This window comes from Enterobacter sp. IF2SW-B1 (assembly GCF_001743375.1).
GTDB classification, from domain to species: domain Bacteria; phylum Pseudomonadota; class Gammaproteobacteria; order Enterobacterales; family Enterobacteriaceae; genus Enterobacter; species Enterobacter bugandensis.
On record NZ_MJAA01000010.1, the window covers coordinates 118,948 to 142,425 of the forward strand.

The 23,478-nt window shown below is 62.0% G+C and carries 21 protein-coding genes; 8 read left to right on the forward strand and 13 right to left on the reverse strand.

Annotation, left to right across the window (positions count from 1 at the left end; genetic code table 11):
- Positions 1–10 precede the first annotated feature (10 nt).
- Together A6013_RS19425 and A6013_RS19430 are read right to left on the reverse strand one after the other, a co-directional pair.
- Entirely contained in the window at positions 11–1,006 is a 996-nt protein-coding gene (locus tag A6013_RS19425; RefSeq protein WP_069733597.1) for an ABC transporter permease, read from the reverse strand.
- Positions 1,003–2,505, reverse strand: coding sequence for a sugar ABC transporter ATP-binding protein (locus A6013_RS19430; RefSeq protein ID WP_069733598.1), 1,503 nt, complete (start codon positions 2,503–2,505; stop codon positions 1,003–1,005). The genes A6013_RS19425 and A6013_RS19430 overlap by 4 nt, the downstream gene beginning before the upstream one ends.
- A 159-nt stretch (positions 2,506–2,664) precedes the next feature.
- On the opposite strand from A6013_RS19430, the gene A6013_RS19435 reads away from it, so the two are divergent.
- From A6013_RS19435 to A6013_RS19450, 4 genes are all read left to right on the forward strand, one after another.
- Positions 2,665–3,753 (forward strand): oxidoreductase, encoded by a 1,089-nt coding sequence (locus A6013_RS19435; protein WP_069733599.1) that lies wholly within the window; start codon positions 2,665–2,667, stop codon positions 3,751–3,753.
- A gap of 57 nt (positions 3,754–3,810) precedes the next feature.
- The gene (locus tag A6013_RS19440) at positions 3,811–4,554 is read left to right on the forward strand and encodes an SDR family NAD(P)-dependent oxidoreductase (protein ID WP_028012303.1); all 744 of its coding nucleotides are present in this window, start codon (positions 3,811–3,813) and stop codon (positions 4,552–4,554) included.
- Between the two features lie 183 nt (positions 4,555–4,737).
- The gene (locus tag A6013_RS19445; RefSeq protein WP_017899060.1) at positions 4,738–5,040 is read left to right on the forward strand and encodes a type II toxin-antitoxin system RelE/ParE family toxin; all 303 of its coding nucleotides are present in this window, start codon (positions 4,738–4,740) and stop codon (positions 5,038–5,040) included.
- The gene (locus tag A6013_RS19450; RefSeq protein WP_069733600.1) at positions 5,015–5,419 is read left to right on the forward strand and encodes a helix-turn-helix transcriptional regulator; all 405 of its coding nucleotides are present in this window, start codon (positions 5,015–5,017) and stop codon (positions 5,417–5,419) included. Before A6013_RS19445 ends, A6013_RS19450 begins: the two co-directional genes overlap by 26 nt.
- Here A6013_RS19450 and A6013_RS19455 read toward each other — a convergent pair.
- The 7 genes from A6013_RS19455 to entC form a co-directional block, all read right to left on the reverse strand.
- Positions 5,416–5,613, reverse strand: a complete 198-nt coding sequence (locus A6013_RS19455; RefSeq protein ID WP_069733625.1) for a YbdD/YjiX family protein — start codon at positions 5,611–5,613, stop codon at positions 5,416–5,418. The two genes, A6013_RS19450 and A6013_RS19455, sit on opposite strands and share 4 nt — an antisense overlap.
- Before the next feature lie 59 nt (positions 5,614–5,672).
- Positions 5,673–7,778 (reverse strand): pyruvate/proton symporter CstA, encoded by a 2,106-nt coding sequence (cstA, locus tag A6013_RS19460; protein WP_069733601.1) that lies wholly within the window; start codon positions 7,776–7,778, stop codon positions 5,673–5,675.
- Positions 7,779–7,927: 149 nt separating this feature from the next.
- Positions 7,928–8,341 carry a proofreading thioesterase EntH gene (gene entH / locus A6013_RS19465; protein ID WP_069733602.1) on the reverse strand — a complete coding sequence of 138 codons (414 nt, stop codon included), beginning with the start codon at positions 8,339–8,341 and terminating at the stop codon, positions 7,928–7,930.
- A complete protein-coding gene (entA, locus tag A6013_RS19470) occupies positions 8,341–9,096 on the reverse strand; it encodes a 2,3-dihydro-2,3-dihydroxybenzoate dehydrogenase EntA (protein WP_069733603.1) in 756 nt (251 codons plus the stop codon). Before entA ends, entH begins: the two co-directional genes overlap by 1 nt.
- Complete coding sequence (locus A6013_RS19475; protein WP_069733604.1) at positions 9,096–9,950, reverse strand: isochorismatase; 855 nt, start codon at positions 9,948–9,950, stop codon at positions 9,096–9,098. The genes entA and A6013_RS19475 overlap by 1 nt, the downstream gene beginning before the upstream one ends.
- Positions 9,951–9,960: 10 nt before the next feature.
- Positions 9,961–11,571 carry a (2,3-dihydroxybenzoyl)adenylate synthase EntE gene (gene entE / locus A6013_RS19480; protein WP_069733605.1) on the reverse strand — a complete coding sequence of 537 codons (1,611 nt, stop codon included), beginning with the start codon at positions 11,569–11,571 and terminating at the stop codon, positions 9,961–9,963.
- Positions 11,572–11,580: 9 nt separating this feature from the next.
- Positions 11,581–12,756 (reverse strand): isochorismate synthase EntC, encoded by a 1,176-nt coding sequence (gene entC / locus A6013_RS19485; protein ID WP_069733606.1) that lies wholly within the window; start codon positions 12,754–12,756, stop codon positions 11,581–11,583.
- A 188-nt stretch (positions 12,757–12,944) separates the two neighbouring features.
- Between entC and fepB the strand changes: the two genes are divergently transcribed.
- Positions 12,945–13,904: a Fe2+-enterobactin ABC transporter substrate-binding protein gene (gene fepB, locus A6013_RS19490; protein ID WP_048956900.1), complete on the forward strand. Its 960-nt coding sequence runs from the start codon at positions 12,945–12,947 to the stop codon at positions 13,902–13,904.
- A gap of 46 nt (positions 13,905–13,950) precedes the next feature.
- On the opposite strand, the gene entS is transcribed toward fepB, so the two are convergent.
- Positions 13,951–15,198, reverse strand: a complete 1,248-nt coding sequence (entS, locus tag A6013_RS19495; RefSeq protein WP_063438253.1) for an enterobactin transporter EntS — start codon at positions 15,196–15,198, stop codon at positions 13,951–13,953.
- Between the two features lie 108 nt (positions 15,199–15,306).
- Here entS and fepD point away from each other — a divergent pair, with 108 nt between their 5' ends.
- The 3 genes from fepD to fepC are packed head-to-tail and all read left to right on the forward strand — an operon-like array spanning position 15,307 to position 18,091.
- Complete coding sequence (fepD, locus tag A6013_RS19500; protein WP_069733607.1) at positions 15,307–16,311, forward strand: Fe(3+)-siderophore ABC transporter permease; 1,005 nt, start codon at positions 15,307–15,309, stop codon at positions 16,309–16,311.
- Complete coding sequence (gene fepG, locus A6013_RS19505; protein WP_102863679.1) at positions 16,311–17,300, forward strand: iron-enterobactin ABC transporter permease; 990 nt, start codon at positions 16,311–16,313, stop codon at positions 17,298–17,300. The genes fepD and fepG overlap by 1 nt, the downstream gene beginning before the upstream one ends.
- Positions 17,297–18,091, forward strand: a complete 795-nt coding sequence (fepC, locus tag A6013_RS19510; protein ID WP_059357479.1) for an iron-enterobactin ABC transporter ATP-binding protein — start codon at positions 17,297–17,299, stop codon at positions 18,089–18,091. The genes fepG and fepC overlap by 4 nt, the downstream gene beginning before the upstream one ends.
- 78 nt (positions 18,092–18,169) lie before the next feature.
- Here fepC and entF read toward each other — a convergent pair whose 3' ends face one another.
- Genes entF through fes form a run of 3 tightly spaced genes read right to left on the reverse strand, consistent with a single transcriptional unit; the run spans position 18,170 to position 23,440 of the window.
- A complete protein-coding gene (gene entF, locus A6013_RS19515) occupies positions 18,170–22,021 on the reverse strand; it encodes an enterobactin non-ribosomal peptide synthetase EntF (RefSeq protein WP_069733609.1) in 3,852 nt (1,283 codons plus the stop codon).
- Entirely contained in the window at positions 22,018–22,230 is a 213-nt protein-coding gene (locus tag A6013_RS19520) for an MbtH family NRPS accessory protein (protein WP_028012289.1), read from the reverse strand. Before A6013_RS19520 ends, entF begins: the two co-directional genes overlap by 4 nt.
- Before the next feature lie 10 nt (positions 22,231–22,240).
- Entirely contained in the window at positions 22,241–23,440 is a 1,200-nt protein-coding gene (fes, locus tag A6013_RS19525; RefSeq protein ID WP_069733610.1) for an enterochelin esterase, read from the reverse strand.
- Between the last annotated feature and the right edge of the window lie 38 nt (positions 23,441–23,478).

The window sequence follows — 23,478 nt, forward strand, 5'->3', positions numbered from 1 at the left end:
CGTTGTGTTGTCAGCGTTTTTGTATGTAGGTAATCGCCAGCGCTACCGCGAGCACCAGCCCTTTTATTATGTCCATGGCGTAATACGGCACGGAGAGCATCACCAGCCCGTTTGACAGCACGCCGAGGATCACCGCCCCCACCAGCGTGCCAAGCGCGTTCGGCTTGCCGGACCCGGCCAGCGAGAAGCCAATCCACGCCGCGGCCACCGCATCCATGAGATAGCCGCCACCCGCATTGACCTGCGACGATCCGATGCGGGAGGCCAGCAGAATGCCGCCCAGCCCCGCCAGCAGCGAGGCAATCACGTAGGCCGCCACCTTGTAGCGCGTGGTGCGAATGCCCGAGAGGCGCGCCGCTTCCGGGTTGCCGCCAATGGCGTACATCCGGCGTCCGTGAGTGGTCAGCGACAGCCCCAGCTGCGCCAGAAGGGTCACCGCCAGCATGATGATGACGATGGTCGGCACCTGCCCCAGCAGGCTGAACGCCGCCGGAATGGTCCCTTCCGCCATGTCGCCGCTCGGCAACACCATGTTCTCGGTAATCGACCCGCCGTAGCTGTAGGTCATTGCCACGCCCTGGATGACAAACAGGCTGGCGAGCGTCGCGAGCATGTCCGGAATACGCAGGATGACGATCAGGAAAGCGTTAAACAGGCCGACCAGCGTGCAGAGCGCGAGAGTGATTACAATCGACTCGGTGGTGCCGAAGCCGTGCCAGACGAAAAGCGAAATCACCAGCGCGTTCGCCAGCGACGCCGTGGAGCCCACGGAGAGATCGAACCCGCCGACGGTCAACGAAATCGACACGCCAACGGCAATCACCGTCACGATGGCAATCGAGCGCAGAATATTGATGATGTTGTTCGGGTCGAGGAAACTGTCCGACGCCAGGCCAAAGACGGCCACCAGCGCGACGACGGTGAGCAGCATGCCCCATTTATAGAGAAAATCAAAAAGTTGCTGACGGCCAGACGCCGCCGGGGTCACTGAAAGGGCCTTGCTCACGACGCCGTTCCTCCGGTTGAATAATAAAGTAGTGTCTCTTCACGGGCCTCGGCCCCGGCGATTTCTGCCACGATGCGCCCGTCCCACAGCACGCAGATGCGGTCGCACAGTCCCACCAGCTCGGCAAACTCGCCGGAGGCGTAAATCACCCCTTTGCCCTCGCGAGCCAGGCCGTCAATCAGCTGGAACAGATCGGTTTTGGCCTTCACGTCCACGCCTTTGGTCGGCTCGTCGAAAATCAACACGCTGGCGTCATTACGCAACCATTTACCGATGGCGACCTTCTGCTGGTTTCCGCCGGACAGACGTCGCAAAACCTGCCCGGGACCGCGGGCGCGAACGCCAACGCGGGCGATCACCTCCTCCGCCCAGCGCCACGCCTGACGATGGCCAAACAGGCTCCAGCGCGAGAAGCTGTTATCGGCGCACACGGCAAGGTTCATGCTCACCGGCTCGTCGATAAAAATGCCCTCTTTGCGCCGCTCCTCCGGCACCAGCGCCAGGCCGCGCAGCACCGAGTCTGCCGGATCGCGCGGCTGCCAGGATTGATGATTCAGCTCACCGCGCGCCACGCGGCTTTTGCTGGCGCCAAACAGCGCCTTACAGAGTTCGGTTTTCCCCGCCCCCGCCAGCCCGGCAATACCGAGGATTTCTCCTTTGCGCAGGTGCAGGGAGATATCCTTCAGCAGCGCGTCGTCGTGCAGGCCTTCCACTCGCAGCAGCGTTTCGTCGCCGTGCGGCGGTCGCGCGGGCGGGTAGATATCGCTCAGCACGTGGCCGAGCATCTTCTCAACAATCTCTTCACCGCTGAGATCGGCCATCGGGCCAGACTCAATCAGCTTGCCGTCGCGCAGCACCGTCAGGGTGTCGCAGATAGCTTTTAGCTCGTGAATGCGGTGGGAGATAAACACCACGCCGATGCCCTGCTGTTGCAGACGTCTTACCACCGCAAACAGACGCTCGCTCTCGTGCGCGTCCAGCGGCGCGGTGGGCTCGTCAAGAATCAAAAAACGGCAGTGGTGGGACAAAGCGCGTGCCAGCAAAATCTGCTGCTTTTCGGCAAGCGAACAGCCGTCGATGGAGCGGCGAACGTCCAGCGTAACGTCGAGCTGCGCCAGCGCCTGCCGCGCCTGCTGACGAACGGTGCGCCAGCGGTAGCGATGCCCCGGCTGCGCCAGCTGGTCGAGCATGATGTTCTCCGCAATGCTTAACCCCGGGATCAGCGCCACGTCCACCTCCTGCTGCACGAGGTGGATGCCCAGCCGTTTGGCGTCCAGCGGCTCGCGAATGTTTACCGGCTGGTTGTTAATGCTGATTTCGCCTTCATAGTGGTCGTGCGTCCCGCACAGCACCGCCATCAGCGTTGATTTCCCCGCACCGTTGGCGCCAGTCAGCGCATGCACCGACCCGCCGTTCAGCGTGAAGTCCACGCGCGTCAGCGCCTGAAAGCCGGAAAAGGCCAGGCTGATACCGCGCATTTCAAGGCGACTGGAAACCATCCGCGTAAATCCTTCATAACTCTTCTGATTTATCGAATTTTTCACAGCTCCGGTTGACTGACAACGACGGAAAAGGCATAAGATAAAGCGAAATATTATTAGCCATCCGGATGTCCAGACATAACATCGGGTTAGCGCTTGCGAAAAAAGGACAACACCATGAGCAACACCGACATCCGCGTCGTGCCCGGCCCGGCGAACTACTTCTCCCATTCCGGAAGCCTTGCGCATCTGAATAACTTCTTTACCCCGGATCAGCTTTCCCGCGCGGTGTGGATTTACGGCGAGCGCGCAATAGAGGGCGCTCGCCCGTTCCTGCCGGAGAGCTTTAACGCGCCGGGGGCGAAGCACCTGCTGTTTAAAGGCCACTGCAGCGAGCGCGACGTCACCCGGCTGGTGAACGAATCCGGCAGCGATGCCAGCGTGGTGATTGGCGTGGGCGGCGGCGCGGTGATGGACACCGTCAAGGCCGTGGCGCGCCGCTTAGGCGTTCCGTTCGTGGGCATTCCCACCATCGCCGCCACCTGCGCAGCGTGGACGCCGCTCTCCGTCTGGTACAACGATGCCGGTCAGGCGCTACAGTTTGAGATTTTTGACGACGCTAACTTTATGGTGCTGGTGGAGCCGCGGATCATTCTGAACGCCCCGGCAGAATATTTGCTGGCGGGCATCGGCGATACGCTGGCGAAGTGGTACGAAGCGGCGGTTCTCGCCCCACAGCCGGAAATCCTGCCGCTGACCGTGCGCCTTGGCCTTAACGGCGCGCTGGCGATCCGCGACGTGCTGCTGGAACACAGTGAGCAAGCGCTTGCCGACCAGCAGCGCGGCGAGCTAACGCAGGCGTTTCGGGACGTGGTGGACGCCATTATTGCCGGTGGCGGGATGGTGGGCGGTCTGGGGGAGCGCTACACCCGCGTGGCGGCGGCGCACGCGGTGCACAACGGCTTGACCGTGCTGCCGCAGACGGAAAAATACCTGCACGGCACCAAGGTGGCCTACGGCATTCTGGTGCAGAGCGCCCTGCTCGGCCAGGACGACGTGCTGGCGCAGTTGGTGGCGGCATACCGGCGCTTTAACCTGCCGACCACGCTTCGCGAGCTGGACGTCGACATCAATAACCGCGACGATCTCGACAAGGTCATCGCCCACACTCTGCGCCCGGTGGAGTCGATTCACTATCTGCCCGTGACGTTAACGCCTGAGGCTCTGCGCGCCGCGTTTGAGAAAGTAGAATCCTTCCGCCGTTAATTGCGCCGACGGGCTATACCTAATGATGGTTCTCACCACTCTCGTAACGAGGTCATCATGCAGATCGATTTAACAGGTAAAAAGGCGCTGGTTACCGGCGCCAGCCGCGGGCTGGGTCGTGCGATTGCCCTGTCGCTGGCGCGCGCCGGTGCCGATGTGGTCATCACCTATGAAAAATCCGCCGATAAAGCCCAGGCGGTCGCCGATGAAATTAAGGCGCTGGGACGGCACGGCGAGGCCATTCAGGCCGACAGTGCCAGCGCGCAGGCGATTCAGGATGCCGTCACCCATGCGGCACGCTCTCTCGGCGGGCTGGACATCCTGGTCAATAACGCCGGTATCGCGCGCGGCGGCCCGCTGGAGTCCATGACGCTGGCGGACATCGACGCCCTCATCAACGTCAACATCCGCGGCGTGGTGATTGCTATTCAGGAAGCGCTGGTGCATATGTCTGACGGCGGGCGCATTATCAACATCGGCAGTTGTCTGGCGAACCGCGTGGCACAGCCGGGGATTGCCGTCTACTCAATGACCAAATCTGCACTGAACTCCCTCACCCGCGGTCTGGCCCGCGATCTTGGCCCGCGCGGCATTACCGTTAACCTGGTGCACCCCGGACCGACCAACAGCGATATGAACCCGGAGGACGGTGAACAGGCTGACTCACAGCGTCAGCTTATTGCCCTGGGCCATTACGGCCAGCCGGAAGACGTCGCGGCGGCGGTTACCTTCCTCGCCAGCCCGGCAGCCGGGCAGATCTCAGGCACCGGTCTGGACGTGGACGGCGGTTTGAACGCCTGATCGCAATATTCCTGCAAGCCTCTGTCGCCCGGCAGAGGCCTTGTCGAGCCGCCTCGACGGTTTGCGTTTTGCCTCTTACCTGCGCTTTTTTTCCGCTCTACAGTACCCCATAAGAAATTCGGAATTTATCTAATAGTCTTATTATTTCCTTATATTTTGTGTGGGCGTACAGTGGAGGTACGGATGAAGATTGTCTGGTCAAAAACAGCAGAGAAGCAATTTTCTAAAATCGATACGCGATATCAGAACCGCATTAAATTCAGGCTGGAGAAGATGGATGATAAAACATCACCTGTCGCGGATATCAAGAAATTATCTTCTCCCGAAAACCACTACAGGTTGCGATTAGGTGATTACAGGGTCATTTACACCTTCGGAGACCCGCCGGGTGATACCTGTTACGTAGTGGCGGTAAAACGCCGGACAACCACCACCTACCTTCATGAGGAGCATACGGAATATGACTATTCAGTTCATCAAGGATGAAGAAGGAAAAAAACAGTATGTTGTCATTCCCTACGATGAATATTTTCGCATGCGTTTAGCCATGCTTGAGTATGATGACGATGATGAAAACGACTGGGAAGACATCCCTTACGAATCAGATATCTACGATAACGTAGGTTTACCGGGGGAAGTGTGCGACATCATGCATAGCGAGAACGTCAGCCTGCAGGCCGCGTGGCGTATCCTGCGCGGGCTATCCCAGCAGGAAGTAGCGGAAAAACTCGGCATCAGCCAGTCCGCCGTATCACAGCTGGAAGCGCTGGACTCCCGTCCGCAAAAGCGCACCCGCGAAAAGCTGGCGGCAATTTATGGCTGCAAGCAGGAGCAAATCAGCCTCTATTTACCGAAAGAGGGTTAACAGCACTTCGCCCCGCCCTTGCCGCCGTAGCGGGCGTTCTGGCGGTCGCGGAAAAACTCTTCGTAGGTCATTGGCGTCTGGTCCGGATGGTTGACGCGCATATGCTCGACGTAGTTATCGTAATCCGGCACGCCAATCATCATTTTGGCGGCCTGGCCCAGGTACTTACCTGCTTTGGAGAGGGTGTCGAACATCATTCTGGTCTCACTGGAAATGTAGGCCGGGTAAGCGCTAGCGCCATCCGGCACAAAGGTTAATGTGCCCCTTTCGCCTGGGTCACAATCTCGTCCAGGTTTTCAGGCATCGGCTCATACGGCGTCTCTTTCGCCGTCGGCGTGTCGACCTTCAGCGCCGCCAGCGCGGTTTTCAGAGAATACAACGCCAGCACCACAACCACCACCATAAAGAAGATGGTCAGCCCGGCATCCAGACGGTTGTTGAACACCAGCTGCGACAGCTGTGACTCGGTGTACTGCGCCGGGATCTTGCCGCTGTCGATCATCGCCTGAAACTTGTTGGCGATGGCCAGGAAGCCCACCTTATTGTCCGGGCTGAAGGCTTTTTGCCAGCCCGCCGTCAGGGTACAGATTAGCAGCCAGGCGGTTGGCACCAGCGCCACCCACGCGTAACGCTGGCGCTTCATCTTGAACAGCACCACCGCGCAGAGCATCAGCGCCATGCCCGCCAGCATCTGGTTGGCGATACCAAACAGCGGCCACAGGGTGTTGATCCCGCCCAGCGGATCGACCACGCCCTGATGCAGGAAGTAGCCCCACGCCAGCACGCACAGCGCCGTCGCCAGCAGGTTAGCCGGGAGCGAATCGGTCCGCTTCAGGTTCGGGGAGATCACCCCCAGCAGATCCTGCAGCATAAAGCGCGCCGCACGCGTACCCGCATCCACCGCCGTCAAAATAAACAGCGCCTCGAACAGAATGGCGAAGTGATACCAGAACGACACGTCCATCAGCCCGCCCAGCGCGCCGTGGAGAATGTAGGCCATGCCCACCGCCAGCGTCGGTGCCCCACCCGCGCGGGAGATAATTGACTGCTCGCCCACCTCATTAGCGATATGCGTCAGCGTTTCCGGGGTAATGGCAAAGCCCCAGCCGCTCACCACTTGCGCGGCGGACGCTACCACGTCAACGGTGCCGGCCGGAGCCAGCACCGCCATCGGGCTGTTCATCGCGAAGTAGACGCCCGGGTCGATAATGCAGGCGGAGACCAGCGCCATAATCGCCACGAAGGACTCCATCAGCATGCCGCCGTAGCCAATCAGGCAGGCCTGATTCTCGTTGGCCAGCATCTTCGGCGTGGTCCCGGAGGCAATCAGCGCGTGGAAGCCCGACACCGCACCGCAGGCGATGGTAATAAACAGGAACGGGAACAGGTTACCAGTCCAGACCGGGCCGGTACCGTCGATGAATTTGGTCAGCGCAGGCATGGTCAGCGTTGGGCGCATAATCAGAATGCCGATGGCCAGCCCGACGATGGTGCCGATTTTCAGGAAGGTTGAGAGATAATCGCGCGGGGCCAGCAGCAGCCACACCGGCAGCACCGCCGCCACAAAGCCGTAGCCCACCAGCATCCAGGTCAGCTGCACGCCGGTAAAGTCGAAGAATGGTGCCCAGGTCGTGCTTTCCGCCACCCAGCCGCCGGAGATAATCGCAAATACCAGGAACACCAGGCCAATGACAGAGACTTCACCAATGCGCCCCGGGCGCAGGTAGCGAATGTAAATCCCCATAAACAGCGCCAGCGGAATGGTGAAGGCGACCGTGTAAGTTCCCCACGGGCTGTGGGTCAGCGCTTTCACCACGATCATCGCCAGCACCGCGAGGATGATCACCATGATCATAAAGGTCGCCACCAGCGCAATCACCCCGGCGGTTGCCCCCATCTCCTCTTTCACCAGTTCGCCCAGCGAACGACCGTCGCGACGGGTGGAGACGAACAGCACCATAAAGTCCTGCACCGCGCCCGCCAGCACCACCCCCGCGAGGATCCAGATCATCCCCGGCAGGTAGCCCATCTGCGCCGCCAGCACCGGCCCCACCAGCGGGCCTGCACCGGCAATCGCCGCGAAATGGTGACCGAACAGCACTTTTTTATCTGTCGGCACGTAGTCCAGCCCGTCGTTGTGGCGCACGGCTGGCGTCATGCGTGTGCCGTCTACGCCCAGTACCGTCTTTGCGATATAGCGGCCATAAAAACGGTACGCAATGAGATAAATGCAGACGGAGGCGACGACGATCCAGAGCGCATTGATCTGCTCCCCCCGGTTGAGGGCGATATAGCCCAGGGCAAAGGCTCCCACAACGGAGAGCACCGCCCACGTAAGGTATTTCCCTGAGTTGTTCATAGTTGTTGTCCGTTGTTGTGAAACAGTGAGATGTTACATTTTGTTTCTAGAACAACGGATAAAATTTAACAACTTTGAAACGCAATAATGCGTGGTCAAACCAGAGATTTACACCACAGTGTTAAGCCGATCACTTTCAGCTGAATGGCCTACCCCAGCACCATCGTGCTCAACCGACAGGTACAGCACCGCCGCCCCTGCTCGTCGAATACCACGATCTCCCAGCTCTGGCTCGAACGCCCCAGATGCAGCGGCTGACACACGCCGCGCACCTTACCGTGAGAGACCGCACGATGGTGCGTGGCGTTCAGCTCTGTGCCGACCACGTTCTGCCCGTCGCGGGTCATCAGAAAACCGGCCATTGAGCCCAGCGTTTCCGCCAGCGCCGCCGACGCCCCGCCGTGCAGCAGGCCAAACGGCTGATGGGTACGGGCATCCACCGGCATCTCCGCTTCCAGCGTGTCGTCCCCGAGGCGGGTATAGACGATGCCCAGGTGCGCCACCAGGGTGTTCACACTGGTGGCGTTCAGTTCTTCAAGCGATAAATGACGTTTCCAGATCATTACGCCCCCAGCGTGGAGCCGCCGTCCACCACGAGATCCTGTAGGGTAATATGGCTGGCGGTATCGGACGCAAGGAACAGCACGGTGGCGGCAATTTCCCGCGGGCGGGCGATTTTGCCGAGCGGAATGCCGAGCTTGAACTGCTCGCCAAAGCCGCGAATGCGCTGCTGCTCCGCATCGTCGCTTTTCCACAGGGTGCGCTGCATGTCGGTATCCGTTGAGCCGGGCGACACCAGGTTACAGCGCACGCCGCTGCCCGCCAGCTCCAGCCCGACGGTCAGCGCCAGGCTTTTCAGCGCCGCCTTCGACGCGCCGTAGGCGCTCATCCCGATGCGCGGGGTGTGCGCCGCGTCGGAGGCCACGGTCACTATCGCTCCGCCCTGCTGACGGCGGAACTGGCCCATCGTCTGCTGAAACAGGTTAAACGCGCCGCCGACGTTAACCGCAAAGGTCTGCTGCCAGTCCTCCTGCGAAAGCTCGTCCGTCGCGCCCATGCGCAGAATGCCCGCCGCGTTAACCAGCACGTCGAGGCGCTCAAGGGTGCCAAGTAAGCGCCCGCAGACGTCGCCCACCTGCGCCGCGTCCGCCACGTCCAGCGTTTCGGTGGCAAACGGATAATCGTCCTGCGGGAAGGCCAGATCGAACCCGGTCACCCGCGCGCCCGCCTCCACAAAGGCCAGCGCGGTCGCATAGCCGATACCTTTACCCGCGCCCGTTACCCAAACCGTTTTACCGGTAAAATCGGACCCCGCCATCACTTCACCTCACGGGAGAGCAGCGCCCACCAGGCGTCGAGGGTCGGATTTTTCGCCAGCATCACGAAGTCGATGTCGCCGTGCACCTTTCGCCAGCGGGCGGCCAGCGCCATCATGCGCACCGAGTCCAGACCGTAGTCGATCAGGTTTTCGTCATCCATCGGCTCGTCGGACTCGTCCAGCAGCGGCAGGATCAGCGTGCGCAGCGCGGCTTTCGTTGCCGGAACGGACGGCAGCAGCTCATCGGTCATCACCACGCGGCCAGAACGTCCTGCCACGTATTTCAGCGACATCAGGTGCTCGTCGCGGGTGAAGTCCGCCAGCGCGTCGGCGATAAAGAACGGCTTGATGTCGCGCATAAAGGCGTCGGTAGCGGTGGTCATGCAGCCGATGTGGGCATAAACGCCGGTAATCAGCAGCTGGTTGCGGCCGGTCTCTTTCAGCATCTGCTCCAGCGGTGAGCGGTGAAACGCGCTGTAGCGCCACTTCACCAGCACGGTGTCCGCTTCGTCCGGCGTCAGTTCATCCACGATACGCTGCTGCTCCGGCGAGCGGGTCAGGCCCGGCCCCCACATGTCGTTCAGCAGGGCGCGGTCTTCATCGCTCTGCTCTTTCGGCTGCGCGGTGTAGTACACCGGGATATTGTGTTCTTTGCAGTAAGCGCGCAGTTTAGCGATGTTCGCCACCACCTGCTGCATCATGTCGCTATTTTCGCCCCAGAAGTTCAGGAAATACTCCTGCATATCGTGGATCAGCAGCGCGGCGCGCTCCGGCTCAAACGCCCAGTTCACCTTGTTGGTCGGCAGCTCTGCGGCGGTTGGCAGCGCGTAAGCGGTTAATTTTGGAATGGCCATTCTCTGTTCCTCAGCCCCGGGCGCGTTCAGCAAGCCACAGGCGCAACTGTTTCTTATCAACTTTGCCGACCGGCGTGAGCGGAAGCGCATCCACGCTCTCCACGCGGTCCGGCAGCTTAAATTCGGCAACGCCCTGCTCGCGCAGGAAGCGGCGCACCTCAACCGCACGCAGGGGCTGTTTCACCACCAGATACGCACAGCTTTTTTCGCCCAGCAGGGTGTCCTCCATGCTCACCAGCGCGGCGTGGATCACCGCTTCGTGGCGCAGCAGCAGGTTTTCGATCTCTTCGGCGGCAATCTTTTCGCCACCGCGGTTAATCTGATCTTTCTCGCGACCCTGCACGGTGATGTAGCCCTGCTCGTCGATGGCGATCAGATCGCCGGAACAGTAAAAACCGTTGGCATCAAAGGCGCTGGCGTTGTGCTCCGGGCTGTTGAAATAGCCGCGGAAGGTGTACGGGCCGCGCGTCATCAAACGTCCGACTTCCCCGCGCGGGAGCGGATTGCCGTCCTCGTCCGCCACCCACACTTCGTCATCAGGGCACATCGGACGGCCCTGAGTGTTGATGATGCGTTCCGGCGCATCGTCGAGGGCGGTGTAGTTCACCAGCCCTTCCGCCATGCCAAACACCTGTTGCAGCTGGCAGCCGATTTCCGCCGGGATACGCGCCGCGAGCGTGGCGGAGAGCCGTGCGCCGCCCACCTGGAGCAGCTTGAGGGATTTCAGCTGCGCGTTCCCCGCGCCGTCGGCAATCGCCTGCAGCCAGAGGCTCACCGCCGGAGGGACCAGCGACGTCACGTTGATCTGATGCTGCTCAATCAGCGGGAAGCAGAGCGTGGCGCTCGGATCGTTCGCCAGCACCACGCAGCCGCCCGCCGTGAACACGCCTAACGATCCCGGCGAGCTCATGGCGTAGTTATGCGCCGCGGGAAGCGCGTTCAGATAGCGGGTGTGCGCAGTGATGCCGCAGATTTCATTGCTGCGGCGGATGCTGTAGTCGTAGTCGTTGTGCGTACGCGGGATCAGCTTCGGCGTGCCTGTGCTGCCGCCGGAGAGCTGGAAGAACGCCACCTCGTCTGCGGGAGTCGGGTTCGGGATGAAGTTGTCCGCCGGGCGCGCAATCGCCGCTTCCAGCGCATGTTCACCCTTATCGCCGCGCAGCAGCACGGCGCGAACCGAGCGGTGTTCATCCACAAAGGTATTGAGAAAATCATCCCCCGCGAACAGGGCATGTTGGCGATCGGCGATCAGCACGGCGGGTTTGATCTGGGCGGCGTAGGCGTTCAGCTCGCTGCGCTGATGGCTAAAGAGCGCGTTAACCGGCGCGACGCCGATCTGCAGCAGCGCGAAAAAGGTGATGTAAAACTCGGCCACGTTGCTGAGCTGCACCAGCGCGGTCTCGCCGCGGTGCAGCCCCTGCGCCTGGAGGGCAGACGCGAGGTTATTCACCGCCTGATGAAACGCGCGGTAGGTGATGTGCCGTTCGCCGTCAATAATCGCGACCGCATCGCTTTGCGCATGGTCCGTCAGGATGTGGGTCAGCGGCAGATCCTGCCAGTAGCCTTTTTCACGGTAGCGGCGGGCAAAATCCTCAGGCCAGCGGGTAAAAGGGATGGTCATGGGTATTCCTTAGTGCAAACCAAACACGTTAAGCATGGTGGAGAGCTTCACACCCGTCTCGCGCCACTCGCCCACCGGGGAGGAGGCAGGCACAATGCCCGCGCCGGCAAACAGGCGAACGGTATTTTCGCGAAGACGCGCGCAGCGGATGGTCACCACCCACTCGCCGTTGCCTTCGCTGTCGCACCAGCCGACGATGCCGCCAAAAAGCTCACGGTCGAACGGCTCCAGCTCGGCAATCAGTTCTTTAGCCGCCTGATGCGGAAAGCCGCTCAGGGCCGGGGTCGGATGCAGCAGGCAGGCCAGCGTCAGGGCGTTTTCGTTCTCGCGCGCGTCACCTTCAACCGGCGTCGCCAGATGCCACAGCGTCGGCGTGGTGATGAGCTGCGGGGAAGACGGCATGCTCAGGTGATGGCTGCGCGGTTCCAGAATGGCCTTCATCGCCTGGGTCACCAGGTCGTGTTCGTGGCGGTCCTTTTCGGAGGCCAGCAGCTTATTGCCCGCCTCGCGATCCAGCACGTCGTCCGGCTGGCGGCGCGCGGAGCCTGCAAGCGGCAGCGAGCTAAAGTGCCTGCCCTCTTTGCGCAGCAGCAGTTCCGGGCTGGCGCCGAGCAGCACGCCGCCGTCTTCCAGCGGCACGTGGAAGTTAAAACTCGCCGGGTTCTGAGCGATCAGACGCTCCATCAGCGCGCCGCTGTCCATTTTTTTGTCGGTGGCGATATCAATCAGGCGCGACAGCACTACCTTATTCACCTGCGGCGTGGCGGTGAGCGACGCGGCGCGCGCGACCATCTCTTCAAAAACGGGCTGAGCGGGGATCTCGGTGCGCTGTTCCACCTTCAGCGCCTGCGCGCCGGAGAAATAGCGTGCGGACTGCTGACGCGCGGGACGGGAAAACGTCTCCCAGCGTTGCGGAATAAACAGCGAAGACGGCTTGCGGGTATCGAACGGGATGGCCCCTACCATGACGGGATGGGCGATGCCGCTGGCTTTCGCATCCCGGAAAGCCTGGGCTAATTTCTGCTGGAACTGCCCCGCCGGATCGTCTCCGCCGACGGCAGGTTCAGAGAATCGGGCAAAACAGCCTGAGGTGGTAAAACTGCGGTAAGGCGACATAAAGAAAAAGCTGTCTGATTGCAGCGTGGTCGTGGTGTGCTGAACTTCCTCAGCCAGGGACGTGTCCATATCATCCTCCTCAAAATGATAAAAGAAGCAATAATGATTATCATTTATATTTTCGTCGGCTAACCTAATCCCACAGCGCGCCGCTGTCAACCGTCGGGCCATTAACTTCTGCGACAAACGCTTGCATCCCTTCCCGGCAACCATGAAAATGAGAAGCATTATCTTCAGTAAAAACAGGATGCCGCTCTGTGAAAATCGCTGCCGTTTGCCGCAATGCCCTTCTTCTGACAGGACTTTTTGTTTTAGGACTAACCTCAGCCACCGCCGCAGACTGGCCGCGCCAGGTCAACGACAGCCGCGGCGTGCATACGCTTGAGAGCAAACCGACGCGCATTGTCTCCACCAGCGTGACCTTAACCGGCTCCCTGCTGGCGATTGACGCGCCGGTCATTGCCAGCGGCGCAACCACGCCGAACAACCGCGTGGCGGACGCGCAGGGTTTCCTGCGCCAGTGGGGGGATATTGCAAAACAGCGTAAGGTTGCACGGCTGTACATCGGCGAGCCGAGCGCCGAAGCGGTGGCCGCCCAGATGCCGGACCTGATTCTAATCAGCGCCACCGGCGGGGATTCCGCGCTGGCGCTGTACGATCAGCTCTCCGCCATCGCCCCGACGCTTATCATAAATTACGACGACAAAAGCTGGCAGGAACTGCTGACCCAGCTGGGCACGATGACCGGGCACGAGAAACAGGCCGCTGAACGCATCGCCGCGTTCGATAAACAGCTCGCGCAGGTGAAACAGCAGATGAAACTGCCGCCGCAGCCGGTGAATGCCATCGTCTACACCGCCGCTGCGCACACGGCGAACCTGTGGACGACAGAATCGGCGCAGGGCAAGCTGTTACACCAGTTGGGCTTTACGCTGGCGGCGTTACCCGATGGGCTGCACACCTCAAAAAGCCAGGGCAAGCGTCACGACATTATTCAGCTGGGTGGAGAAAATCTGGCGACAGGGCTGAACGGCGAAGGGCTGTTCGTGTTTGCCGGCGACGAGAAAGACGTGAATGCGATTTACGCCAACCCGCTGCTGGCGCATTTACCGTCGGTGAAAAACAAACGCGTCTGGGCGCTGGGAACGGAGACGTTCCGCCTGGATTATTACAGCGCGATGCTGGTGTTAGACAGATTGAATGCGTTGTTTAAGTAGGCATTTTCCCTCCCTCTCCCCGTGGGAGAGGGCCGGGGTGAGGGCATCAGGCCGCACCGTCGTTCAACACGACCTCCTGCCTGAACCGCCGCAATTCCACCAGCACCACCAGTAAGATCGCGCCAACCATCGCTAACACAAACCCGCTGCTGCTCGCCGACGCCACCGGGGTCATTATCGCCCCCAGCCCGCCGAGGATCGCCGCGCCAATCGCATCGCCCGTCACGTTCTGCGCGGTCCACAGGCCGTTGATACGCCCCAGCATCCCTTCCGGCGTCTGGGTCTGGATCAGGGTGTACTGTAAAAGTGAGCTGACCGCACTCAGCCAGCCGAAAATCACCAGACACATCACCCCCAGCGCCCAGACCGGCATCAGGCTGAAGAAGCCGATGGCGATAAACGAGGCCAGCGTCGCCACCAGCATAATCAAGCCCGGACGCGCGCTTTGGGCCAGGTTACCGCTGGTCAGCGCCCCGCAGGCCGCACCGAGCGGAATGGCGGCGTACAGCACGCCAATCTCTGAGGCGCTCATCTGCCACTCGCCCGCCAGCGCCGGGTAAAGCACGCGCACGGCGCTCGCCATCGTCAGCAGGCCGCCGAGCAGTGCAATGCCGCCAATCAGCGGGTTGCTGAACAGAAAACGAATCGCGGCCATCAGCGATTTCAGCGGGTGTTCGCGCGGCTGCGGCGGCGGTGGCAACAGCGGCAGACGCAGCAGCGTCAGGGTGGTGATAAAGGTGCCCGCCGCGGCAAGGCCGTAGTTCCACGCCACGTTGCCGGTGGCCAGCAGCAGGCCGCCGACCATCGGCGAAATCACCGAGCCGAGGCGTACCGTGAGCATAGTGATCGCCCCCGCCTGCATCAGGTTCTCGCGCCCCACCAGCGCGGGCGTCGCCGCCAGCAGCGCCGTCACGCCGAGCGAGGCGAAAAAACCGTCCCACAGGCCAAGGGCATAAATCGCCATCAGCGACGGCTCCGGCAGCATGGCGTTCAGACACAGCCCGATAAAGCCCACCCCGCAGGTGCCGCGCGCCAGCAGGATCAGCTTCTTACGCTCGTAGCGATCCGCCAGCACGCCGCCGACCATCAGTCCGATAAACATCGCCCCGCCGGTTAAGGTGACGGATAACCCCACCAGCCAACTGGAGTGCGTCATAGTCTGGATCTGTACCGGCACGGCGACGCCGAGCAGGCCGAGGGACAAAATGGAGATAAAGCGAGCGATAAAAACGGCGCGATACGCCGGGTGCGTTTTCAACAGGCTGAGGTTAAGCAGCCAGGATTTTTGATTCATGACAAAGCCTTGAGTCTATTTCTACCCATTCCATGGGCGCACATGCTAACATAGCCAAATAAGATAGATAACGATAATCACTATCATTATCAAATCATGGATGTTGCTATGTCGTTTTCCTCTTCTGCGGTGCGCGCCATTGCCGTGCCCGTATTATTGCTACTGCTAATCCTTGCGATTGCACTCAGCCTGCTGGTCGGCGCGAAGCCGCTACCCGCCTACGTTATCGTTGATGCGCTCTCCGGCACCTGTCAGAGCGCCGACTGCACCATCGTGCTCGACGCCCGCCTGCCCCGCACTCTTGCCGGACTGCTGGCCGGTGGCGCGCTTGGCCTTGCGGGTGCCCTGATGCAAACCCTTACCCGTAACCCGCTGGCGGACCCCGGCATTCTCGGCGTCAACTCCGGCGCCAGCTTTGCCATCGTGCTCGGCGCAGCGCTGTTCGGGTTGACGTCACCCTCTGAACAGCTGGCGATGGCCTTCTGCGGCGCGCTGGCCGCCTCGCTGGTGGTCGCGTTTACCGGCAGCCAGGGCGGCGGGCAGCTCAGCCCGGTACGCTTAACCCTGGCAGGCGTGGCGCTGGCCGCGGTGCTGGAAGGCTTGTCCAGCGGCATCGCCCTGCTCAACCCGGACGTCTACGACCAGCTGCGCTTCTGGCAGGCCGGTTCGCTGGATATCCGCACCCTTGAAACCTTAAACGTGGTGGCAATCCCGGTCATTATCGCCGCCGTCGTGGCGCTGTGTTTAAGCCGGTCGCTGAACAGCCTGAGCCTCGGCAGCGACACCGCGACCGCCCTCGGCAACCGCGTCGCCCGCACGCAGCTGACTGGCCTGCTCGCTATCACCGTGCTGAGCGGCAGCGCAACCGCCGTGGTCGGTCCGATCGCCTTTATCGGCCTGATGATGCCGCACATGGCGCGCTGGCTGGTGGGGTCGGACCACCGCTGGTCGCTGCCGGTCACGCTGCTGGCGACCCCTGCCCTGCTGCTGTTTGCCGACGTGCTGGGCCGCCTGCTGGTGCCCGGCGAGCTGCGCGTCTCGGTGGTGAGCGCGTTTATCGGCGCGCCGGTGCTGATCTTCCTGGTACGTCGCAGACGCGGAGGTGGCGCATGATGGCTCCTTCCCGTCGTTTACTCACCAGCGTCTTCCTGCTGGCTATCGCCATTACTCTGCTGGCGGTCTGGAGCCTGCAAAGCGGTGCCGTAACGCTTGATTTCGCGCAGGTCTTTCACGCCCTCACCGGCAGCGCGCCGCGTAACATCACCATGGTGGTCACCGAATGGCGACTGCCGCGCGTGGCGATGGCGATCCTGGTAGGCGCGGCACTCGGCGTCAGCGGCGCGATTTTCCAGTCGCTGATGCGTAACCCCCTCGGCAGCCCGGACGTGATGGGCCTGAATACCGGCGCGTGGAGCGGCGTGCTGGTGGCGATGGTGCTGTTCGGGCAACATCTGACGGCCATTACCTTTACGGCGATGGCGGGCGGCATTCTGACCTCGCTGCTTATCTGGGCCCTGGCCTGGCGCAATGGCATTGACACCTTCCGGCTGATCATTATCGGGATCGGCATCCGCGCGATGCTGATGGCGTTTAACACCTGGCTTTTGTTGCAGGCGTCTCTGGAAACCGCGCTCTCCGCCGGGCTGTGGTACGCCGGCTCACTTAACGGCCTGACGTGGGGCAAAACCTGGCCCGCCGCGCCGCTAATTTTGCTGATGTTTATCGGCGCCCTGCTGCTGGTACGCCGGATGCGCCTGCTGGAGATGGGCGACGACAGCGCCTGCGCGCTGGGCGTGAGCGTTGAGCGCTCGCGCCTGATGCTGATGCTGGTGGCGGTATTGCTGACCGCTGCGTCCACCGCGATTGCCGGGCCGATCTCGTTTATTGCCCTTGTCGCGCCGCACATCGCGCGGCGTCTTAGCGGCACCGCGCGCTGGGGCTTGACCCAGGCTGCCCTGTGCGGTGCGATGCTGCTGCTGGCCGCCGATCTCTGCGCCCAGCAGCTGTTTATGCCTTATCAACTTCCGGTGGGCGTGGTGACCGTCAGCCTCGGCGGGATTTACCTCATCGTCTTGCTCGTTCAGGAGTCACGCAAGAAATGACAGATTCAACAACCCGCTTGCGCGGCGAAAACTTGACCCTCGGCTATGGCAAAAAAATCATTGCCCGTGATTTAACCGTCGCCATTCCGGACGGCCACTTCACCGCGATTATCGGTCCGAACGGCTGCGGCAAATCAACCCTGCTGCGCACTCTGAGCCGCCTGATGTCGCCGACAGAGGGCAGCGTATTCCTCGACGGGGAGCAGATCCAGCGCTTCGCCAGCAAAGAGGTGGCCAGGCGCATCGGGCTGCTGGCGCAAAACGCCACCACGCCGGGAGACATCACAGTGCAGGAGCTGGTCTCGCGCGGGCGCTACCCACACCAGCCGCTGTTTACCCGCTGGCGCAAAGAGGACGACGAGGCCGTGAAGCGCGCGATGCAGGCAACGGGCATCACCGATCTGGCTCAGCAAAGCGTGGATACCCTCTCCGGCGGACAGCGACAGCGGGCGTGGATCGCGATGGTGCTGGCGCAGGAGACCGCCATTATGCTGCTGGACGAGCCGACGACCTGGCTGGACATCAGCCATCAGATTGACCTGCTGGAGCTGCTGAGCGAGCTGAACCGCACGCAGGGGTATACCCTGGCGGCGGTGCTGCATGATTTAAATCAGGCGTGCCGCTACGCCACGCATCTGATTGCCTTGCGCGACGGCGAGATTGTGGCGCAGGGCGCGCCGAAGGAGATTGTGACGCCAGAGCTGATCGCGCGGATCTACGGCATGCGCTGCATGATTATTGACGATCCGGTGGCGGGTACGCCGCTGGTGGTGCCGTTAGGTCGGCGGTAATTGCCGGGTGGCGGCTACGCCTTACCGGGCCTACATTCAGGCCCGGTAAGCGCAGCGCCACCCGGCATTTGCACTATCCTAAATTTCCTTCAGTACCGGCCCAATCTTTTCAAACGCCTGCGGTGAAATGATATCCACGTGGGCGCAGTCCTGGCTGTAGACCTCCAGCTCGCCCACCCACGGCGCCCAGGCCGTATGCGGATCCATCGTTCGCGTGCGTTCGGCAACAAACAGCGTCGCCTTACCGTCAAAGCGTGAACTGTGCGCGGTGGTGAGCAACCGCACCGCGTCCGCGTAGTTGCCTTCAATGGTGTTAAACAATTCGCTGGAGCCCTGTCCCTGCTGAGCGGCGATAAACGCCTGACGCTCGCGCTCGATCTCCGCCAGCACTTCCGGGTCAAGGCCGTTTGCCTCTTTCTCCGCCCAGTTCTGGCTTTCCGGCGGCCAGGTATCCAGCAGGCCAAGGAACGCCACCGCTTCGCCCTGCTCGCGCAGACGCGCCGCAATGCCCTGCGCCAGCGTGCCGCCGAGCGAATAGCCGAACAGGTAATACGGTCCGTGCGGCTGCTGCTTACGCAACGTTTTCAGGTGATGTTCGATCACCCCATCGAGATCCGCGCACTGCTGCATCGGGCCGTTTGGCCGCGGCGACTGAATGCCGGTAATCGACCAGCGCGGGCTGAGGTAGCGCGCCAGGACGCTGAACTGCCAGGCAAAGCCGGACGCCGGATGGAAACAGAACAGCGTCGGGCCGTTGCTTTCACGCAGCGGCAGCAGGGTTTCATACCCCAGACGCTGCGCCTGTTCGTCGCTCAGTTGCGAGTCCAGCAGCGCGCTGAGCTTGCCGACCGTCGAGGCGACCATAATCTGCCCCGGCGTGACCTTGCGGCTGAACGCACGGCCGAGCTGAGCCGCGAGGCGCATCGCCAGCAGCGAGTGGCCGCCGAGGGCAAAGAAGTCGGCGTCGATATCGTTCACTTCGCAGCCCAGCAGCGCAGAAAATGCCTGCGCCACGGTGGCTTCGGTTTGCGTCTCGGGTGCGCGACCGGAGGTTTTACTGGTCAGCTCCGGCAGCGGCAGCGCCTTGCGATCCAGCTTGCCGTTGGCGCTCAGCGGCAGCGCGCTGATTTGCAGCAGCACCACTGGCACCATATGCGGCGGCAGCTGTGCCCTGAGCGAGACCAGCAGCGCGTCGCGATCCAGCGGTAAACCTGATTCAGAAACCACATACCCCACCAGCTGGCGGGCATCGCCGCCCGTTGCCGCAGCCTGGTTGAAGACGCACGCATGCGCCACGGCCTGAGCCACGTCAGGCAATGACAGCATCGCCCGGTCGATTTCGCCCAGCTCAATGCGCTGACCGCGGATTTTCAGCTGGTCATCGCTGCGGCCCAGATATTCCACCGCCCCGTTGTCCAGCCAGCGGGCGACGTCTCCGGTGCGATACATCCGCTCGCCTGGGGCAAACGGATCGGCAATAAAGCGGCTGGCGGTGAGGTCGGGCCGTCCCAGATACCCCTGTGCCAGCTGAATGCCGGTGAGATACAGATCGCCCGCCACGCCGAACGGCACCGGGCGCATCATCGCGTCCAGAATGCGCAGCCCCGTATTCCATACCGGGAAGCCGATCGGCACGCTGTTGCCCTCCACTGCCGCCAGCTCCGGGCCGTACGCCGGATACCAGCTCACGTCCACCGCCGCTTCGGTTGGGCCGTAGAGGTTATGCAGCGGTACATGAGTGAGCTGCTCCCACTCGCGGCACAGCGCCGTTGGCAGCGCCTCGCCGCTACAGAACACCTGCTTCAGCGTCCTGCAACAGTCGACGTTTTCCGGCGTCAGCGAGGCAACAAATGCCGCCAGCATCGAGGGCACGAAGTGGGTGGTGGTTACGCCATATTCTGCGAAGAAGCTCTGCATCGCCTGCGGATCGCGGTGCGCGTCCGGCTCGGCCATCACCAGCTTTGCCCCGGCGATAAACGGCCACCAGAACTCCCACACCGACACGTCAAAGCTGCACGGCGTTTTCTGCGCCACGACGTCATGCGCCGCCAGTGGATAATGATCCTGCATCCACTTCAGGCGGTTAACGATGGCGGTATGCCCCACCATCACCCCTTTCGGGCGTCCCGTTGAACCCGAGGTAAAGATGATGTACGCGGTCTGCTCCGGCTTCGCCAGACGCAGAGGTTCAGCGCCTGTGGTTGGCAATAGCATGTTGTAACTAAATGAAGGTATCGGCAGATCGTTAAAGCGCGGAAGCTGCGCGTCGGTGGTAATGAGGAGCGACGGTTTCGCGTCCTCCAGCATCATCCGCAGACGATCGTCCGGGTAGCCGGTATCCAGCGGCAGCCAGGCGGCGCCGGCTTCAACAATCCCGTGCAGCGCCAGGGTCAGGAACACCGAGCGCGGAAGCGCCACCGCCACGCTGTCGCCCGGCTTCACGCCGCGCGCGCGCAGCAGGTTTGCCAGCGCGACCACCTGCTCGCGCATCTGGCGGTAGTTCAGCTCAATATGGGCATCCGCCAGCGCGGGAGCGTCCGGCGTTTTGCTCGCCTGCTCCGCCACCAGATCCGCCAGCGTGGTGGACGGTAGCGCCAGGCCGGTATCGTTGATGCGCGCCAGCCGGGCGTATTCCTGCTCTGATACGGTTTCCACGTCGCCACAGCGCAGGTCAGGGTTCGCGGCAAACTGCGCCAGCATCGCGTTCAGGCGCGAAACGTGGCGCTTCAGCGTCGCGTCGTCGTAACGCTGCCTGTTGGCGAGGATCTCAATGCTTAATCCGCCCTGCTCGTCCGGGAACAGTGCCAGCTCGAGATCGTTCACCGGGCCGGTCGCCAGCGTGTGGGTGATGGCCTCCACGCCGTCGATATCCAGCTGATAATCAAATACCTTCACGTTCAGCACCGGCCCAAACAAGGGTTCGTCCCCTGCGGCCCGCCCGCTGTCGCGCACGATCTGCTCGGCGTCGTAGCGCTGATGGCGGCGCATCTTTTTCAGCTGGTTCGCCAGGCGCAGCGCCAGCTCCGGCAGGCTCTCAAGCGGATTAATATTCACCGCCAGCGGCAGGACGTTAAGCACCGGGCCGGTTGCGGTCAGCGCGGCGGACCCCATGCGGCGCATAAAGATAAACCCGGTGGCGTAGTCCAGCCGTCCGGTGAGGCGGCCGAGCCACAGCGCCACCAGCGCAAGCGCCAGATCGGTGCGCTGTGCCTGCCCGGCTGCCTGCGCCAGCTGGCTAAAGGCGCGAGCGTCCATTGCAATTTTCAGGCGCAGGATGTCGGTAGTGGCGGCGCGTCCCGGCAGCGGCGCGGAGGAGAGCGAGACCGGAGGAGGAAGCTGTTTGCGCTGCCCGGCCCAGAAAGCACCGTCGCGCTGCCAGGCCTCACTGTCGCGATAGCGCTGATACTCGTCAACGACATCAGCGAACGGGGTAAACGGTGAGGCTGGCGTGGGTTCCCCTTTCTTCCAGGCGGCGTAAATCGCGGCGATCTGGCGGGTAATCGCCGGGAAACTGAAGCCATCCACCACCAGATGGTGATAGCGCTGATACCAGTACCAGCGGTTGTCACTGACCTGAATCAGCTGATGGAAAGCGAGCGGCTGACCGCTGTCCACGCGCAGATCCTGACTGAGATCGGCCTCCATCAGCGTCACGGCGGCGTCGTGAGAATCAACGCGAACGATGGACGGCTCCGGCAGGATCAGAGTCTCATCGACCCACTGCCAGACCTCGCCGTTATCTTCAGCGAAACGCGTGCGCAGGGTATCGGCCTGCATCATGCCTTCAGCGATGGCTTTTGCCAGCAATGGCGCGTCGATATTCCCTTTCAACTCGGTGTAGTGCGCCACGCTCCAGGCGTTTGGCAGCGAGGAAAGCTGCTCTGCCATCCAGATACCCGGCTGGGCGGCGACGAGAGGAAGACGGTTCATGCGCGCTCCCCCGCAAAAGAGGACGGCTCAAGCGTCTGCCAGCGTTGCGCAAGCCACTGCTGACACGCCTCCTGAGAGTGCGGTTCGCAGACCACGCGCCAGCCCGCGGGCAATTCGCACTGCTGCGGCCACAGGCTGTACTGCCCCTGGTCATTTTGCAAAATGGCGAACTGTCCCTGCGGATTATCGAAAGGATTGCTGAATTCCATACAGACTCCGTTATTGAATGAGCGGCTGCCAGAGGGTCATCAGCCCCTGCGTCAGCCCACCGCGCCAGCAAAGCGCATCGTGTCCGCCGTCAACCTGACGCCAGATAACCGGTTGCTGAGTGTGTAGTTCGGCGAGGATCGCCTGGTTTGCGCGCAAGATAAGCGGCTCGTTGCGCCCGGCCTCAAGGACGATGCGCAGCCCGCGAGCGGTTTTTTCACCCGCTTTGAGTTGTTCAATGACCAGCCCGTCCTGCTGCCCGCCGCGGTGCGGCCACCAGTAGGAGCCGGACTGGCTGAGCACGCAGCCAAAACGCTGCGGCCAGTGCAGTGCGGCATAAAGGGAGGAGAGACCGCCAAAGCTTTGCCCTGCGACCACCGTACGGTCGGCGCGGTCGCTAAACGGCGCGCGTTGTTGGACCAGGGGGAGAAGTTCTTCCTGCACCGCCAGCCAGAAGTCGGGATTGCACGGTAGCTCGCGGTTACGGTGCTCCATATTAATAACATCGATTAAGACGTAGACCGCAGGCGGCAGGTTGCGCTCGGCGGTGAGCGACGCCAGCGCAGGCCAGACGGGCATGCTTTCGGCCCAGAACTGTCCGTCAAGCAGCACCGCCAGCGGGCGCTCGGGGCTTTCATCCCCGGTGGTAAAAATCCACACGCGGCGACGGTTCTTCAGGCGCGCGCTGTCCCACGTAATGCAGACGGGCTTTTTGTAAGGCGTATCAGGATGGTTCCAGCCGGGCTGTACGGGCGCCTCCGGCATCTCAAGCGCCGAGACGGCGTGCCCGCGCCCGCCTCGCCAGCTCTGCGCATTCAGCGGGTCTGAAACCGCGTGCGGCAGCAGCTTGCGCCAGCCTTCGCGCAGCGCCATGCGGTCCGGCTGCTCGCCTTCAAATACTGCATCGGCAAAATCGTTTTCGTTATCGGAGGGGATAAAACAGTAGCTGCCGCGCCATTCGGGGCTGAACTCCCCCTGCCACTGCCAGACGTCGGTATCGGGAATGCGTTCAAGCGATTGCGGGCGGGCATTCTGATGGTGGTCGGTCACGCCGGTAACGTAGAGCCAGACGCGTTTAACCGTTGAGGTCTGCTGGGTTCCTGCCGGGTCCCGCCACCAGAATGTAACGCGATAGTTTTCCTCATGACGTTGCCATTCCGGCCCGTTTTTCGACTGCCACCACGCTTCACTTCCGGTTGTTAACGCCGTCACCCTTATAACCCCATGTTTAGCAATATTTTTTGTTTCAG